The sequence below is a fragment of the Streptomyces tauricus genome (assembly GCF_014650955.1).
Taxonomy (GTDB): Bacteria; Actinomycetota; Actinomycetes; order Streptomycetales; family Streptomycetaceae; genus Streptomyces; species Streptomyces tauricus.
The window spans coordinates 57,184-72,577 of the sequence record NZ_BMVY01000005.1 but is presented as its reverse complement, the minus strand read 5'-3'; the positions used below and the strand labels follow the sequence as shown (position 1 = coordinate 72,577).

The window sequence follows — 15,394 nt, the reverse complement described above, 5'->3', positions numbered from 1 at the left end:
CGAGGTGATCGGCACAGTGGGGGGAGACGGCCGGATGAACGTGTTTCTCGGTCTCGGCATCGCGGGTGTGGTGCTGCTGCTTCTGACGCTGGTCTTCGACGGCGTACTGGAAGGGCTGTTCGGCGGGGCGCACTTCCTGGACGGCCTCTTCGACGGACTGCTCTCGCTGCCGGTCGTCGCCGGGTTCGTGTCGATGCTCGGCTTCGGCGGCGCCCTCGTCCTCGGCACCACCGGACTCGGAGCCGGCCCCGCCACCGCGGTGGGTGTCGGGGCCGGAGCGGCGGCGGGCGGACTGACCTGGCGGTTCAGCCGGGCCCTGATGCGTGACGAGCCGTCCGCCACACCGCGCGGCACCGACCTCGTCGGCAGCTCGGGTTCCGTCGTCACCCCGATCCCGGTCGGCGGTTACGGGGAGGTGCTCGTGTATCTCGCGGGCCAGCCGCTCAAACTCGCGGCGAAGAGCCCCGAAGCGGTGGCCCGGGGCACGGAGATCTGGGTCGAGGAGTCCCTGTCACCGACGTCGGTGGCGGTCCGCCCGGTCCAGCGCTGAAGCAGCCGGGACCCGGCAGCCGCCGCCCCGTGGTCCTCAGTCACCAGTTCTTGATTTCGGTCCGTACCGAGCCGCCGCCTCGGGGGTGGCAAAGGGGGAATTCAACATGAGTCCAGTGCTCGTCGCGGTCGTGGGAGTCGTCGTACTCCTCGTCCTGCTCGCACTCGTCGTCGTCACGCGGTACAAGGTGGCCGGGCCCAGCCAGGCCTTCATCGTCACCGGCCGGCGCGGCAAGAAGTCCACCGACCCGGACACCGGACGGGTGTTCACCGACAACAGCGGCCAGAAGGTCGTGGTCGGCGGCGGTGTCTTCGTCGTGCCGTTCGTCCAGCAGAAGTTCACTCTCGACCTGTCCAGCCGGCACATCCCGATCGCGGTACGCGGCGCGGTCACCCTGCGCGGCGTCAAGGCGAACCTCGAAGGCGTCGCCATCGTCAAGGTCGGCGGCACCGAGGACTCCATCCGCGCCGCCGCCCAGCGGTTCCTGATGCAGCAGAACGGCATCGTCGGCTTCACCCAGGAAGTCCTGTCCGGCGCCCTGCGCTCCATCGTGGGCCGCATGTCGGTGGAGGACATCATCCGGGACCGTGCCGCGTTCGCCGGGCAGGTCGCGGAGGAGGCCGAGGCGAGCCTGTCCGGGCAGGGCCTGGTGCTCGACGCCTTCCAGATCCAGGACATCACCACCGAGGGCTCCTACCTGGAGGACCTCGGCCGCCCCGAGGCCGCCCGCGCCAAGCAGGAGGCCGACATCGCGGAGGCGGTCGCCCGGCGCGCCGCCGAGCAGGCGCGGCTGAAGGCCGAGGAGGAGATCGCGATCGCCCAGCGGACGTTCGCGCTCAAGACCGCGGAGATCAAGGCCGAGACGGACGAGGCGGCGGCCCGTGCCGCGGCGGCCGGTCCGCTCGCCCAGGCGGCCCGCAGCCAGGAAGTCCTCGCCGAGCAGGAGAAGGTCGCCCAGCGGCAGGCCGCGCTGACCGACCGCGAACTGGACACCAAGGTCCGCAAGCCGGCCGACGCGGCGCGCTACCAGGCCGAGCAGGAGGCCGAGGCCCGGCGGGTCGCGCTGGTCAAGCAGGCCGAGGCGGACGCGCAGCGGTCCCGGCTGACCGGTGAGGGCGAGAAGGCGCACCGGGCGGCGCTCGCCGACGCCGTACGGATCGAGGGGGAGGCGGAGGCCGCGGCGATCGCGGCGAGGGGCTCCGCCGAGGCGGAGGCGATGCGGCTGAAGGCGGACGCGTTCTCGCGGTACGGCGACGCGGCGGTGCTGCAGATGCTGGTCGAGGTGCTGCCGCAGGTCGTCGCGAAGGCGTCCGAGCCGCTCAGTGCGATCGGCAAGATGACGGTCATCTCGACGGACGGGGCGAGCCAGTTGTCCCGCACGGTCGCGGACAACGTCGCGCAGGGGGTGGAACTGCTCAACTCCACGACCGGCGTCGACCTCCCGGACCTCCTACGCAGGATCACGAACCCGCAGGCCCCGCCCACGAACGGCAAGGTGGAGGTAACCGACTGACACGCCCCATAAAAACCGGTTCCGGGCCCAATTGTCGGCTGCGGCCGGTGGGGGTCACCCGCGCAGTTCCCCGCGCCCCTAAAAAACGGCCCCGGCCTTCCAAGGGCGCGGGGAACTGCGCGCTCAGCGGCAACTGACCTGTACCGGACGAGCAGCCGCACCCTCACTCACCTCAGGGGCGCGGGGAACGGCGCGCTCAGCCATGACTGACCCGTACTGGACGGGCGACCGTCACCTCCACTCACCCAAGGGGCGCCGGGCCGCAGGCAGAAAGCGCGGCTACGTCGCAGAAACTCATTTCTCGGCCCGCCGTAGGGTGAACGGATCAGCAGATCGACATCGGACAGGGGACCACCCATGGGCACTCCACGCCTGAGCAGTACGCCGTTGCCGGGAATCGGGGTGCGGTACGACCTCACGACCCGCGAGCAACGCCGCCTCTCGGTCGTCGCGCACCGCGACGGCGGCCGCACCCTGAGCGCGTACCGCAAGGACGACCCGGACGCCTGCGCCCTGTCCGTCCGGCTCTCCGCAGGAGAATCCGCGGCGCTCATCGACGCCCTCATGCCCGCCCACCACAGCCCCAGCCTCCTCTCCACGACCGAACTGGGCCTGGTCGCCGAACGCATCGAGCTGTCGTCGGTCTCGCACTGGAACGGCCGCCTGCTGGGCGAGACGTGCATGCGGACCGAGACCGGCGTCTCGATCGTCGCCGTACTGCGCCGGGCCGAGGCCATCCCCTCGCCGAAGCCGGACTTCCGGCTGGCCGGCGGGGACACCCTGATCGTGATCGGCACCCGCGAGGGCGTGGAGTCGGCCGCGACCATACTCGGAAGGGAGTGACACGTGCACTCGTCCGCGGTCTTCCTGATCGAGTTCGGCGCGATCATCCTCGGTCTGGGGCTGCTCGGCCGGTTCGCCGGACGCTTCCAGTTCTCGCCGATACCCCTCTATCTGCTGGCCGGCCTGGCCTTCGGCGAGGGCGGACTGCTGCCGCTGGGCACCAGCGAGGAGTTCGTCGCGATCGGCGCCGAGATCGGCGTCATCCTGCTGCTGCTGATGCTCGGGCTGGAGTACACGGCGACCGACCTGGTCACCAACCTCAAGACCCAGTACCCGGCGGGCCTCGTGGACGCCGCCCTGAACGCCCTGCCCGGCGCGGCGATGGCGCTGCTGCTCGGGTGGGGGCCGGTGGCCGCCGTCGTCCTCGCCGGAGTCACCTGGATCTCCTCCTCCGGTGTCATCGCCAAGGTCCTCGGCGACCTGGGCCGGCTCGGCAACCGTGAGACTCCGGTGATCCTGAGCATCCTGGTCCTCGAAGACCTCTCCATGGCGGTCTACCTGCCGATCATCACCGCGCTGCTGGCCGGCGCGGGTCTGGCGGCGGGCAGTGCCACGCTCGCCATCGCGCTCGGCGTCGCCGGGCTCGTCCTGGTCGTCGCGGTCCGCTACGGCCGCCACATCTCCCGGTTCGTGTCGAGCGACGACCCGGAGAAGCTGCTGCTGGTCGTACTGGGGCTGACCCTGCTGGTGGCCGGAGTGGCGCAGCAGTTGCAGGTGTCGGCGGCCGTGGGCGCGTTCCTCGTCGGGATCGCGCTGTCGGGGGAGGTGGCGGAGGGGGCACACGGGTTGCTGTCGCCGCTGCGGGACCTGTTCGCGGCCGTCTTCTTCGTCTTCTTCGGGCTGCACACGGATCCGGCGAGCATTCCGCCGGTGCTGCTGCCCGCGCTCGCACTGGCCGTGGTCACGGCCGGGACGAAGATCGCGACGGGGTACTGGGCCGCCAAGCGGGCGGGGATCTCGGCGAAGGGGCGGTGGCGGGCCGGGGGCACGCTGGTCGCCCGCGGGGAGTTCTCGATCGTCATCGCCGGGCTGGCGGTGACGTCCGGGATCGAGCCGCGGCTCGGGCCGCTGGCCACGGCGTATGTGCTGATCCTGGTCATCGTCGGGCCGCTCACGGCGCGGTATACGGAGCCGGTGGCCGCGCTGCTGCTCGGGCGGCGGTCGTCCTCGTCCGAGGCGGCGGCCGACGCGGCGCGCGACCGGGACCGGGACCTGGTCCCGAGCCCGGACGCTCCCGCGGAGAAGTGAATGTCTGGTGCGGGTCCCTGCGGGGTGCCTTTGGCCGGTGGGGTTTCGGCTGCGGGTCGGTCTGTGCTGGCCGCGCCGTTCCCCGCGCCCCTGAAAGCCGGGCTGCGCCCTGGCTTTCACGGACGCCCAGCCCGAACCGCCCCGCACCCCGACTCACCCAGGGGCGCGGGGAACGGCCCGCACTGGACGATGCACCCCAGCCCCTACTCACTTAAGGGGCGCGGGGAACGGCGCGCTCAGCTGTAACTGACCTGTACTGGACGGTCAGGCGCCACCCCCACTCACTTAAGGGGCGCGGGGAACGGCGCGCTCAGCTGTAACTGACCTGTACTGGACGGTCAGCCGCAACCTCCACTCACCTAAGGGGCGCGGGGAACGGCGCGGCCGGCCACGACCGACCCGCACCCCCCGTTCAGGCCCCCGGCCCAGCCCCCCGCGGCGGGCCGTCCGGGGGGATGACCTCCCCCTGGACCACCCGCGGAGCGTCCGCCCCCGCGTCCGCGTCCGCGTTCCTCTCCGCCTTCAGGATCCGCGCCGACTTCCCCGCGGAGCGGGCCAGCGCCGGGCCCTTCCTCACGGCCAGGACGACGATCACGACGACGAGGATGACGGCGAGCTCGCTCAGCCCGAACATGTGCGTGCCCTCCCCTTCAGTCCCGCCGCCGTCAGACGCCGACGCCGAAGTCGGAGGCGATGCCCGCGAGCCCGGAGGCGTACCCCTGGCCCACCGCACGGAACTTCCACTCCGCGCCGTGCCGGTACAGCTCACCGAAGACCATCGCCGTCTCGGTGGCCGCGTCCTCGGACAGGTCGTAGCGCGCGATCTCGGCGCCGCCCGCCTGGTTGACGACGCGGATGAAGGCCCCCCGGACCTGCCCGAAGCTCTGCCCGCGGGCTTCGGCGTCATGGATGGAGACGGGGAAGACGATCTTCGCGACCTCGGCCGGCACACCCGCCAGGTTCACCTTCACCGACTCGTCGTCGCCCTCGCCCTCACCCGTGAGGTTGTCGCCGGTGTGCTCGACCGAGCCGTCCGGGCTCTTCAGGTTGTTGTAGAAGATGAAGTGCTGGTCGGAGAGGACCTTGCCCGACTCGTCGACCAGCAGCGCGGAGGCGTCGAGGTCGTAGTCGGTGCCCGTGGTGGTCCGTACGTCCCAGCCGAGGCCGACCAGTACGGCGGTCAGGCCCGGTGCCTCCTTGCTGAGCGAGACATTGCCGCCTTTGGAAAGGGAAACTCCCACGCCGATCTCCTTAGTGGTGCGAACGTACCTCGTAGGGCAGAATCTACAGCACTGTAGAAAATAAGGAAGGAGACAGGACGTGACGGACCGGCGGCAGCGTTCCCCGCGGCGGGGACAGGGTGAGCTGGAGGCGCAGGTCCTGTCGGCCCTGCGCGCGGGGGAGGGGCCCGCGACGGCGGGGTGGGTGCAGGAGCGGCTCGGGGGTGATCTCGCCTATACGACGGTGATCACGATCCTGACCCGGCTGCTGGCCAAGGGCGCGGTGACCCGGGAGCGGGCCGGCCGGTCCTTCGTGTGGACCCCGGCGTCGGACGAGGCGGGTCTGGCCGCCCGCCGGATGCGCCGGGTCCTCGACGGCGAGCGGGACCGGGAGGCCGTACTCGCCAGCTTCGTGACATCCCTGGAGCCCGGCGACGAACGGCTGCTGCGGGAACTGCTGGCCCACCCCGAGGCCCAGCTCACCCACCCCGAGGCGCAGCCCGCCCACCCCGAGGCGGAAAGGGAGGACTGACCCCCACTCCGCCCTTCCCCTACTCCTCTTCTCCCTCCGCGGACTCCGCTTCGTCCTCGCCCTCCTCCTCGTCCCCCTCGAAGAAGTCGCCCACCTCGTCCACGACCTCCGCCGCCACCAGCCCGCCGGCGACTCCGACGGCGAGCCCCGCCGCACCCGCGGCGACCCCCGCGCCGAGGCCGGGCACCGACCGCTCGTGCGGCTCGTGCCGGTCGTGCCCGTACGCCGCGTCGGGACCGTAGGACTCCCGGTGCTCGACGAGCTGCCGGACCCAGCCGTCGACCACGGCGTTCCAGTCCTGGTGGCCGACCCCCTCGTGGGAGACGGTGAACCGGGTGAGTGTGTCGTCGCCGGAGGAGAAGAGGCCGCCGCGCTTGTCGGCCTCCAGGACCACCTCCATACCGGCGGGCGCGGCGAGGAAGGTCACCTCGATCTCGTTGACCGCGTGGGCGTACGCGGGCGACGGGGTGAGTTCGAGCTCCTGGTAGAAGGGGAGCTGCTGGCCCGTGCCGCCGATCCGGCCCAGTTCCAGGTCCGCGGACCTGAAGCCGAAGCCGAGCTGCCCGAAGGCCTCCAGGATCGCCTCCTGGACGGGCCGGGGCGCCACGTTCAGCCGGTCCAGGTCGCCCTTGTCCCGCGCGCCCGCCACCGAGAGTTCCGTACGCAGGCCGAGGGCGATGCCCAGCTCCTGCCCGTACAGCTCGGTGACCGGGGTCTCCCACGGGAGCGTGATGCCGAACGGGACGGTCCGCTCCTCGCCCTCGGCGAGCCGGAAGCCGCCGCCGACGGTGAACCGGTCGAAGACGATCCCGCTCTCGCTCTCCCCGTCCTCGTGTTCGGCCTCGACGCCCGCGACCAGTTCCAGCGTGATGTGCTCGATGTCGACGTCCGAGGCGCCGCCCCTGAGCCGGATCTCGCCCGAGAGGGTCCCGCCGGGCAGGGCGGGGGCGGGGCTCAGGACCGTGTCCACCGTGGGGCCGCCCACGCCGAGTGATCCGAGCAGCCGTTTGAACACCATTGAGGGGTCCACTCCTTCATGTGCGGGTGGTCATCCTCTACGTGCATGTAGAGGTCCAGGTTCAAGTAGAGGTTAGATGCGGCCGGTTGGAACAGGACCGGGCCCCCCGTCCACGCCCCCACCTGGCGGGCACGTGAGCTGCGCCACTCGTGCCCGTCACCTCTGGACCGGCTACTTTGCGATTCCTTTACACTGGGTGGAACGCGCGGGTGACCGACGGCCCGCCACGACGACCAAGGAGCAGCGGTTCCACCATGGGTGAACCTCCCAGTACCAACCGTGCCGTTTCCGGCCCGAGACGCATGCGTACGGGAGCGGGGGTGGCACGGTGACCGAGATCCTGCTGCTTGTGCTCGCCCTGTCGCTCACCCTCGCCTGCGCGGTGTTCGTGGCGGCCGAGTTCTCGCTGACCACCGTCGAGCGCGGTGACCTGGAGCGGGCGGCCGAAGCGGGCGAACGGGGCGCGGACGGCGCGCTGAAGGCCGTACGGAAGCTGACGTTCCAGCTGTCCGGCGCCCAGTTGGGCATCACCGTCACCTCCCTGGTGATCGGCATGCTCGCCGAACCGTCGCTGGCCGTCCTCCTGGAGGGCCCGCTCCGGACCGTCGGTCTGGGCGGCGCGGCCTCGACCACGGCGACCCTGCTCGGCGTGGTGGTCTCCACCGTCGTCCTGATGGTCGTCGGCGAACTGGTCCCGAAGAACTGGGCGATCTCCCGCCCGCTGGCCGTCGCCAAGGTGGTCGCGGGACCGCAGCGTGGCTTCACGGCCGCGTTCGGCCCGTTCATCCGGCACCTCAACAACACCGCGAACCGGTTCGTACGCCGCTTCGGTCTGGAGCCCGCCGAGGAGCTGGCCTCCGCGCGCGGCCCCGAGGAACTCGTCGCGCTGGCCCAGCACTCGGCCGCGCAGGGCGCCCTGGAGCAGGACTCCGCCGAACTGTTCGTCCGTACGCTGCACCTGGGCGAACTGACCGCCCAGAACGTGATGACCCCGCGCGTCGACGTGCGCGCCCTTGAGGCGCACGCCACGGCCACCGACGCCGCCAATCTCTCGCACGCCACCGGCCTGTCCCGCTTCCCCGTCTACCGCGACACCCTGGACGAGGTCGTCGGCACGGTCCACATCCGTGACGTACTCGCCCTGGAGCCGGACAGGCGGGCCAGGACCGCCGTCACCGAGCTGGCCACCGCCCCGCTCCTGGTGCCGGACAGCCTGCCCGCCGACCGGCTCCTGGAGCGCATGCGCACGGCCCGCACGATGGCCGTCGTCATCGACGAGTACGGCGGCACGGCGGGCGTCGCCACGGTGGAGGACATCGTGGAGGAGGTCGTCGGCGAGGTACGCGACGAGCACGACCCCGTCGAGATCCCCGACCTGCTGCCCGCCCCCGCCACGGCGGACGGCCGCGCGGCCTGGGACGCGGACGGCGGTGTACGGCTGGACGAGCTGGCCGCCATAGGCCTGCGCGCACCGGACGGACCGTACGAGACGGTCGCGGGCCTGGTCGCCACCCGGCTGGCCCGCATCCCGGCCGAGGGCGATGTCCTCGACCTGGACGGCTGGCGGCTGGACGTCCTCGCCGTGGAGCACCACCGGGCCGACCGCGTCCGTATCACCGGACCGGCCGCCGAGCCGGACGACGGTCCCGGCGGCGATCACGACGGTGATCACGACGGTGATCACGACGGCGAACCGGTCGGCCAGAGCGCGCGGGAGTCCCGATGAACACGTCCACCACGATCCAGCTGCTCATCGGTGCCCTGACCCTGCTGACCAACGCGTTCTTCGTCGGCGCCGAGTTCGCCCTGATCTCCGTACGCCGCAGCCAGATCGAACCGCTGGCCCAGGCGGGCAACAAGCGGGCCCGGATGACCCTGTGGGGTCTGCGGCACATCTCGGCGATGATGGCCACCGCCCAACTCGGCATCACCGTCTCGTCGCTGGTCCTCGGCGCGGTAGCCGAACCGGCCATCGCACACCTGCTGGAGCCCGCCTTCGAGGCGGCGCACATCCCGCACGGCCTGGTGCATCCGATCGCGTTCGTGATCGCGCTCACCGTGGCGACGTATCTGCACATGCTGTTCGGCGAGATGGTCCCGAAGAACATCGCGCTCGCCGCGCCCGCGCAGACCGCGCTGCTCCTCGGCCCCGCGCTGGTGGCCCTCACCCGGGCCCTGAAGCCGTTCATCTTCGGAATCAACGCCTTCGCCAACGCCCTGCTGAAACTGCTGCGCGTGGAGGCCAAGGACGAGGTGGAGTCGGCGTTCACGGACGATCAGCTGGCCAGGATGGTCGTCGACTCCAGCGAGGCCGGACTCCTGACCGCCGCCGACGGCGAACGGCTGCGCGACGCATTGGAGCTGGGCACCCGCCCGGTCGGCGAGATCCTTGTACCGGCCCAGCGGATGCGCACGGTCGACGACACGGTGACCCCGGCGCGGCTGGAACGCGCGGCGGCCGAGGCCGGCTTCTCCCGGTTCCCCGTGACCGGCAGGGACGGCACGCTGCTCGGCTACCTCCACATCAAGGACACCCTCGGCGTCATCGACCGCGACCGGCCCTTCCCCCGGGCCGCCCTGCACCCGGTGACCCGCGTCCGCATCGACACCCCGCTCGACGACACGCTCACCGCGCTGCGGGCCACGGGCAGTCACCTCGCGGCGGTCACCGGCGAGGCGGGCAAGGTCCTCGGCTTCGTCACGATGGAGGACGTCCTGTCGGAACTGGTCGGACCGTCCCCCGCGGGGGTCTGACCGATGCCCTGTTGATCAGTGGTCAGTAATTACCGACCACTGATCGCCGCCATTGGATCGGCCGCGGTGGGGTGGGTCACCGCAGTGGCCTGCGGATCCAGACCTCCCCGGTCATCGGCTCCTGTCCCGGACCGGCGCCGAAAGCGATGTCCGGGGCGACGTGCGGACCGAGGACACCGAACCTGGACCACCCCCAGGCACGGAACGCCTCCGCCGCGGCGCCCGACGACTCGCCACCCCCGTCCCCGGTGCCGCGGCCGGCGGTGGGGTGGTCCGTGGCCCGGCCGGTGGCGGCGACGACCAGATCGGCGTCGAGCCGGATCAGCAGCCGCTCGACCAGCCGGGTGGCGATGCCGCGGCGGCGGTGGGCCGGCAGCACCATCAGTTCGGCGAGCAGGAACGCACGGCCCGAGGCGGTGAGTTCCTCGATGTCCCTCGGCAGGTCCCCCTGGAGGTCCGACCACCACTCGCCGGTGCGCGGCACCCGGAACCCGTACGCGCAGCCGACCGTCCCGGCGGTGTCGGCGACCACCATGTCGAAGCCCGTGTGCTGCACATGCTGTTCGAGCCGGTGCAGGAAGTCCTGGCGGTCGCGGTGTTCCTCCCCGGCCGCGCCCCGGTACGCGCTGACGTACACGTTCGCGACGGCGTCCCGCTGTTGCTCCGCCTGCCACCGGGACAGTCTGCGCAAGTACACCTCTGCCATACGGGCCTCCCCCCGGCCGCGGGACGGGTATCCCCGGACTCGGCATCATCACAGCAGGAGCCGCCGGGGTAAACGGGGCCTCCGAGCCGATCGGTGATGTCCCGTCATGTCTCGCGGGCGTTCGCATGCGTACGAGGGCATGCGCGGGCCGGTCGCGGGCCGCTCGTGTGTGGCCGTGGACGGCCTGGCCCGACGGGCGACGTACGACGGACGACGGTCACAGGGGCTGTGCAGGGCCGCCGCTCTCGCCTACGCTCGGAACAGAATGATGAGCGAGGCTCACCTGGACCCCGTGGCCAGGACCCGAGCCCGCCGATGACGAAGCCGTGGTCCACGGCTTCCCTCGCGCCCCCGGCCCCCGGGTGCACCAGCCCCTGATCCCGGGTGCCAGGACGAGGCGGTCGAGAACGCCGAGCGAGTACCCCTTCCCGCCGCTTCCCTCGCGAGCGGGCCCCTGACCACATGTCCCTTGCGGACCCGCCAGCGGTGCACTCCCGCGTGCCGCCGCGACCCGACGAGGGATCCCATGCCCTGAAACCGCTGCCGGGGGGCTGCGTGGATGGGCGGTGCGGTCGCCGCCGGTGGGCACGACACCGGCGGCGACCGTCACACCACACGCGCCGCGTCGGCGGCGCTCTCCTCGGCCGCCCGACCGGCGCGTCACAGACGGATGACCACGAGCGCCGTGTCGTCGTCGGGACCGCGTCTCGAAGCGGGGAGCAGATCGGCCAGGACCGCGTCGGCGAGGAGCTCGGGATCCAGGGCCTGGTGGCGCTCGACGCTGTCGGCCAGACGGCGCAGGCCGAGGTCGATGTCCTCCCCACGGCGTTCGATCAGCCCGTCGGTGTAGAGGACGAGCGTGGCGCCCGGCGCGTACCCCACGGTCGCCTCGCCCCGGGACATGGCCGCGTCGCACGCGCCCAGCGGCGGGTCGGTGGCCCCGTCGAGGATCTCGACGGACCCGTCGACGTGCGCGAGAAGCGGCGGCGGATGGCCCGCGCAGCTGTACGTGACGGTGTGCCCGACGCGGTCGACGACGGCCTGGACGGCACTCGTGGCGAGCGCGCCCTCGACCGTGCGCGCGTGCTCCGCGAGGGTCGTGAGCGCGGCGGCGGGCCGGCCGGTGGCGCGGATCGCGGCGCTCAGCGCGCTGCGCAGCTGCCCCATGACCCCGGCCGCCTCCAGACCGTGCCCGACCACGTCCCCGACCGCGGTGGCCAGCCGGTCCGCGTCGAGGTCGATCAGGTCGTACCAGTCGCCGCAGACGTGGAGGAAGCTGGCCGCGGGCCGGTAGCGCACGGCGGCGAAGGGGTGCCGCGGCAGCGCGGTGCCGGGCAGCATGGCGCGCTGGAGGGTGACGGCGACCTCGTGCGACCTGGCGTGGGCCTCGCGCAGCCGTTCGTTGAGTTCCTGCAGTTCCTGGGAACGGGTGAGCAGATCGGCGGTCATGGTGTCCTCGCGGCTGAGCGTGGCGAAGGCGTCGCCCGGGTCGTTGGCGGCCTGCCGGGCGCGTACCAGCTCGGTGACCTCCTCGACGCGGTGGACGACGAGCGTCACCCGGCCGTCGCCGTCCAGGACCGGGAAGTTGACCGGGCTCCAGTAGCGCTCCTCGAACACGCCGGGCCCGCCCGGCACCTCGACGTCGTACTTCTGCAGGGCCATGGTGTCCCGCTCGCCGGTGGCCAGCACCCGTTCCAGCGACGCCCGGAGCGTTCGGGCGCCCTCGCGCCGGTCGGCGGGGCTGTCGGGGAACACGTCGAAGACCGACCGGCCGCGCAACTCGTCGAGGCCGCGCCCCGAGACCTTCACATAGGCCCGGTTGGCGTCGAGCATCACCAGGCCGGGGGTGAGCAGCAGCACGGGGCTGGGCAGGGACTGGAAGACCTCGGCGAAGTCGATGTACGACTCGCCGGCAGGCCCCTGTCCCCCACCGGGCGCACCGCTGCCGTTCATGCCCCCATGTCTACTCCGTCACCGTGCCCCGTGCGACCCGGCGCGAACGACCCCGGCCGGTGAGCCCGGCCCGTGCGGACCCGTGGGTGTCAGCCGACGCAGAGCACGAGCAGGCAGAGCTGCGACGGCGCCGTCGCCGACGGCGAGGGGCTCGCCGGTGACGTCCCGGAGTCCGGCCCGCCCGTGCCGCCCGACCCACTGGGTTCGTCGGTGGCGGCGGGCGTGGACGGCTGCGGGGAGGACGACGACGAGGACGAAGCGGAGGAGGAGGCCGGGGAAGAGGCTGAGGACGAGGCCGACGAAGAGGCCGAGGACGCGCTCCGTGACCGCTGGTCGGACGCCGACGCCGTACCGGGTGCGGGAAGCGCGTCCGGCCGGGACCCCTGCGGGGCGGCGGAGGACGGGGCGACGGCGCCCCGCTCGGCCGACCGGCCGCTCGCGGGTGACCGCGGGGACGTGGCCGTCGAGGACCGCTGGGTGTCGGGCCGCGTCGACGAGGGACGCGTGTACTCCGGCACCTCTTCCACCGCGGAGCCCGCGCCCGTCTGCGTATTCGTGCCCAGGCCCGCGGTTTCCGGAGCCGACGCGGCCTCCGCCCGGTCGGCCGGGAGCCGGTCCATGGCGGTGAAGGTCAGGCCGCCTCCGACGAGCGCGACGGCGGTCGCGACCACGGCCCGGCGCTGGTTCTTCTTCCAGCGGATGCGCTGACGACGGCGTGCGGCCCGCCCCTGCGGTGCGGGCGCCACCCCCTCGAAGCCCACGTCGTACGCGCCGTGGCCGTTGTATGGGTCGTCGTCGTCGCCGACGCCGGACGGGCCGGGAGCGGCGGGCTCCCACACCGAGACGTCCGGCACATCCGGCACCTCCGGGGCGTGGTCCGTCGGCGTGCTCGCCGCGGCCATCGTGACCCGGGGCTGGACGGGGTGGCGGCTGACGGTGACCGGAGCGATGTCGGGGGCGTAGGCGCCGCATCCGGGGCACACCAGGGCGCCGTTGAGATGCCGACGACATGAGGAGCAGTAGTCCATCAGCGTCTTCCTGAGTTGACTGGTCGCCGCCCCGCCGGTTCCGTGCCCGGTCGTCGTCGTACGTGGGTACGTGGGGTCGAGCGCCAGCCACGCTAACCAGGCGGCCGAGCCACTGTGTGCAGCCTGTGTGACGCTCCTGCACGGATTCGCCGGGGGCCCGAGGGCAATGCCGCGCGCATCAGGACATCGCGCCCGCCCGCCCCGAGGCGCGGGGAACCGCCCGACCGGCCACCGCGCGTCCGGAGCCGGGTCAGGACGTCCCGGAACCTTCCGAAGCCGTCCGACCCGCCGCACGCCGGTACTCGGCGTTGATCCGCTGTGCTTCCTCGAGCTGGTCCTCGAGGATCACGATGCGGCAGGCGGCCTCGACCGGGGTGCCCCGGTCGACCAGCTCGCGCGCGCGGGCCGCGATGCGCAGCTGGTAGCGGGAGTAGCGCCGGTGCCCGCCCTCGGAGCGCAGCGGAGTGATGAGCCTGGCCTCGCCGATGGCCCGGAGGAAACCAGGAGTGGTGCCGAGCATCTCGGCGGCCCGGCCCATCGTGTACGCCGGGTAGTCGTCGTCTTCCAGTCGATCGCCCAGCGGATTTTCTGCTGTCATGTCACCTCGTTCTGCAACGCGTCGAGGGGCCCTGGTGCCGTACGGCACCAGGGCCCCGAAGGAAATTGAACACCATCTGCCGACGCTACTGTCGCGCCGACCTTCTGTTTCCGCCGCCCGGCCCGGGAGAGGGCAGGGAGTACGGGGACCGTGGTTGCGTGACCGGGGACCACCTTCCAATCCGGGGTCTGGCGGACCCGGTCGAATGTTCTCGGCCGGGCGATCCTGATGGCGTCTGGTCCTTCCGTCCTTTCTCGAAATCCGTGGTGGTGCTGTTGGCGGCTCCTCTACCCGCGAGCCACCCAGTGCGGTCGTCAGTCCCGTCACCGTCCTGCGAACCGTATGGCTTCGGTACTCCACGACCGCTCTGAACTGCGCACAAGAGAAACCTTAGCCACGCGCACGGCCAATGTCTACCTTGGCAAAGGTAGATTTTTATCGGCATGAGTCCCAGGTATCTGGGTGTCATCCGTGCGGGAGGTGGGCAGGGGCGACCGCTGGATAGAATCGGCTCCCATGTCGAACCCTGACGAACTGCTCGTCGGTATCTCAGCCCTGGTGGAGTCCGGGCAGAGCAATCGGATGTCACTGACCGTGGTCGTAGGTGGTGCTGTCATCACCGGCAGACTGGCCCCCGAAGCCGTGTGGCGGGAGCGGGTCTCCGAGGTGCTGAAGGACTCCGACCATCTGGGCCCGTTCTCCGGCGTCTTCCTCGCGGACCGCCCACAGGACCGCGCCGATCACACCGACCGCGCCGATCACACCGACCATGGCGACCGCGCCGAGGCGCCCACACATCTGCACTTCCATCTCGCCCGAATCCTGCAAGGCAATGTGGGGATCCCCGAGACCGGCGGGATGTACCGCGTCGCGATCACGGATGTCAGCGCCTGGACCGTGGGCGACTTCAGCTACTCCGACCACTGAACCGCCGGTACACCTCCTACCGGTACATCTCCGGCCATCCACGTCCACACGTCGAAGGGCCCTGCCGACGCGCGTCGGCAGGGCCCTTCGGCATGGTCCCGGGTGTCAGCCGGCGACGGCCGCGTCCGCGTTCATGGCCGCGTTCCTGTCCGCGTTCACTTCGGCGGTCGTGTCGGGGGCCACGGCCGCGGTGGGCTCGGCCTCGCCGAGCATCGCCGAGGCGTTCTGGAGCGGGGTCAGGGCGCGCGGTGCGACGGGCGCGGGCTCCTGGACGCTGCGGCAGGTGAAGCCGAGACGGGCCATGGCCCGGGTGACCTCCGCGCCGGTGAAGTCGCGGCGGTCCTGCCGGGTGATGATCTCGCCGACCTGCTTGACCGGGTACTGGCGGCGGCCGATGAGTACGGACTCACCCGTGATGGCCTCGGGCTTGACACCCTTCATCGAGTCCAGCACCCCGCTCTTGGTGAGGTCGAACGGGAACCGGGCGATGACACAGCGCATGAT

Annotated in this window: 15 protein-coding genes and 1 pseudogene; 8 read left to right on the top strand and 8 right to left on the bottom strand. The window is 71.9% G+C overall.

Annotated features, from left to right (window positions below):
- Positions 1-34: 34 nt before the first annotated feature.
- From IE278_RS10785 to IE278_RS10770, 4 genes are all read left to right on the top strand, one after another.
- Positions 35-550, top strand: coding sequence for an NfeD C-terminal domain-containing protein (locus IE278_RS10785; RefSeq protein ID WP_189771135.1), 516 nt, complete (start codon positions 35-37; stop codon positions 548-550).
- A 106-nt stretch (positions 551-656) separates the two neighbouring features.
- A complete protein-coding gene (locus tag IE278_RS10780; protein ID WP_189771133.1) occupies positions 657-2,063 on the top strand; it encodes a flotillin family protein in 1,407 nt (468 codons plus the stop codon).
- Between the two features lie 357 nt (positions 2,064-2,420).
- The gene (locus IE278_RS10775) at positions 2,421-2,906 is read left to right on the top strand and encodes a cation:proton antiporter regulatory subunit (protein ID WP_189771131.1); all 486 of its coding nucleotides are present in this window, start codon (positions 2,421-2,423) and stop codon (positions 2,904-2,906) included.
- Positions 2,907-2,909: 3 nt separating this feature from the next.
- The gene (locus tag IE278_RS10770) at positions 2,910-4,154 is read left to right on the top strand and encodes a cation:proton antiporter (protein ID WP_189771129.1); all 1,245 of its coding nucleotides are present in this window, start codon (positions 2,910-2,912) and stop codon (positions 4,152-4,154) included.
- A gap of 412 nt (positions 4,155-4,566) precedes the next feature.
- Here the strand turns inward: IE278_RS10770 and IE278_RS10765 are convergent, their stop codons facing one another.
- Positions 4,567-4,788 (bottom strand): twin-arginine translocase TatA/TatE family subunit, encoded by a 222-nt coding sequence (locus IE278_RS10765; protein WP_189771127.1) that lies wholly within the window; start codon positions 4,786-4,788, stop codon positions 4,567-4,569.
- A gap of 31 nt (positions 4,789-4,819) precedes the next feature.
- Complete coding sequence (locus IE278_RS10760) at positions 4,820-5,395, bottom strand: TerD family protein (protein ID WP_189771124.1); 576 nt, start codon at positions 5,393-5,395, stop codon at positions 4,820-4,822.
- 79 nt (positions 5,396-5,474) lie between these two features.
- Between IE278_RS10760 and IE278_RS10755 the strand changes: the two genes are divergently transcribed.
- Positions 5,475-5,906 carry a BlaI/MecI/CopY family transcriptional regulator gene (locus tag IE278_RS10755; RefSeq protein WP_189771122.1) on the top strand — a complete coding sequence of 144 codons (432 nt, stop codon included), beginning with the start codon at positions 5,475-5,477 and terminating at the stop codon, positions 5,904-5,906.
- Between the two features lie 19 nt (positions 5,907-5,925).
- Here IE278_RS10755 and IE278_RS10750 read toward each other — a convergent pair whose 3' ends face one another.
- Positions 5,926-6,924: a sporulation protein gene (locus IE278_RS10750; protein WP_189771119.1), complete on the bottom strand. Its 999-nt coding sequence runs from the start codon at positions 6,922-6,924 to the stop codon at positions 5,926-5,928.
- 328 nt (positions 6,925-7,252) lie between these two features.
- Here IE278_RS10750 and IE278_RS10745 point away from each other — a divergent pair, with 328 nt between their 5' ends.
- Both IE278_RS10745 and IE278_RS10740 read left to right on the top strand, forming a co-directional pair.
- On the top strand, positions 7,253-8,650 hold the full coding sequence (locus IE278_RS10745) for a hemolysin family protein (RefSeq protein WP_189771117.1): 1,398 nt from the start codon (positions 7,253-7,255) through the stop codon (positions 8,648-8,650).
- Positions 8,647-9,678 carry a hemolysin family protein gene (locus tag IE278_RS10740; protein ID WP_189771115.1) on the top strand — a complete coding sequence of 344 codons (1,032 nt, stop codon included), beginning with the start codon at positions 8,647-8,649 and terminating at the stop codon, positions 9,676-9,678. The genes IE278_RS10745 and IE278_RS10740 overlap by 4 nt, the downstream gene beginning before the upstream one ends.
- Positions 9,679-9,754: 76 nt before the next feature.
- Here the strand turns inward: IE278_RS10740 and IE278_RS10735 are convergent, their stop codons facing one another.
- From IE278_RS10735 to IE278_RS10720, 4 genes are all read right to left on the bottom strand, one after another.
- Positions 9,755-10,384, bottom strand: coding sequence for a GNAT family N-acetyltransferase (locus tag IE278_RS10735; RefSeq protein ID WP_246570246.1), 630 nt, complete (start codon positions 10,382-10,384; stop codon positions 9,755-9,757).
- 660 nt (positions 10,385-11,044) lie between these two features.
- The gene (locus IE278_RS10730) at positions 11,045-12,337 is read right to left on the bottom strand and encodes a PP2C family protein-serine/threonine phosphatase (RefSeq protein WP_189771113.1); all 1,293 of its coding nucleotides are present in this window, start codon (positions 12,335-12,337) and stop codon (positions 11,045-11,047) included.
- 89 nt (positions 12,338-12,426) lie between these two features.
- Positions 12,427-13,365, bottom strand: coding sequence for an SCO2400 family protein (locus IE278_RS10725; protein WP_189771110.1), 939 nt, complete (start codon positions 13,363-13,365; stop codon positions 12,427-12,429).
- A gap of 250 nt (positions 13,366-13,615) precedes the next feature.
- Positions 13,616-13,963 (bottom strand): MerR family transcriptional regulator, encoded by a 348-nt coding sequence (locus IE278_RS10720; RefSeq protein ID WP_189771108.1) that lies wholly within the window; start codon positions 13,961-13,963, stop codon positions 13,616-13,618.
- 516 nt (positions 13,964-14,479) lie between these two features.
- Here IE278_RS10720 and IE278_RS10715 point away from each other — a divergent pair.
- Positions 14,480-14,890, top strand: coding sequence for a GvpU-like protein (locus tag IE278_RS10715; protein ID WP_189771106.1), 411 nt, complete (start codon positions 14,480-14,482; stop codon positions 14,888-14,890).
- A 204-nt stretch (positions 14,891-15,094) separates the two neighbouring features.
- On the opposite strand, the pseudogene IE278_RS10710 reads toward IE278_RS10715, so the two are convergent.
- Positions 15,095-15,391: pseudogene (locus IE278_RS10710) on the bottom strand (SCO5918 family protein); the annotation flags it as partial.
- Positions 15,392-15,394: the final 3 nt, after the last annotated feature.

Coding starts and splice junctions, on each gene's coding strand:
- IE278_RS10785 (WP_189771135.1), top strand. CDS start 35: ATGAACGTGTTTCTCGGTCTCGGCATCGCGGGTGTGGTGCTGCTGCTT.
- IE278_RS10780 (WP_189771133.1), top strand. CDS start 657: ATGAGTCCAGTGCTCGTCGCGGTCGTGGGAGTCGTCGTACTCCTCGTC.
- IE278_RS10775 (WP_189771131.1), top strand. CDS start 2,421: ATGGGCACTCCACGCCTGAGCAGTACGCCGTTGCCGGGAATCGGGGTG.
- IE278_RS10765 (WP_189771127.1), bottom strand. CDS start 4,788: ATGTTCGGGCTGAGCGAGCTCGCCGTCATCCTCGTCGTCGTGATCGTC.
- IE278_RS10750 (WP_189771119.1), bottom strand. CDS start 6,924: ATGGTGTTCAAACGGCTGCTCGGATCACTCGGCGTGGGCGGCCCCACG.
- IE278_RS10740 (WP_189771115.1), top strand. CDS start 8,647: ATGAACACGTCCACCACGATCCAGCTGCTCATCGGTGCCCTGACCCTG.
- IE278_RS10735 (WP_246570246.1), bottom strand. CDS start 10,384: ATGGCAGAGGTGTACTTGCGCAGACTGTCCCGGTGGCAGGCGGAGCAA.
- IE278_RS10730 (WP_189771113.1), bottom strand. CDS start 12,337: ATGAACGGCAGCGGTGCGCCCGGTGGGGGACAGGGGCCTGCCGGCGAG.
- IE278_RS10725 (WP_189771110.1), bottom strand. CDS start 13,365: ATGGACTACTGCTCCTCATGTCGTCGGCATCTCAACGGCGCCCTGGTG.
- IE278_RS10720 (WP_189771108.1), bottom strand. CDS start 13,963: ATGACAGCAGAAAATCCGCTGGGCGATCGACTGGAAGACGACGACTAC.
- IE278_RS10715 (WP_189771106.1), top strand. CDS start 14,480: ATGTCGAACCCTGACGAACTGCTCGTCGGTATCTCAGCCCTGGTGGAG.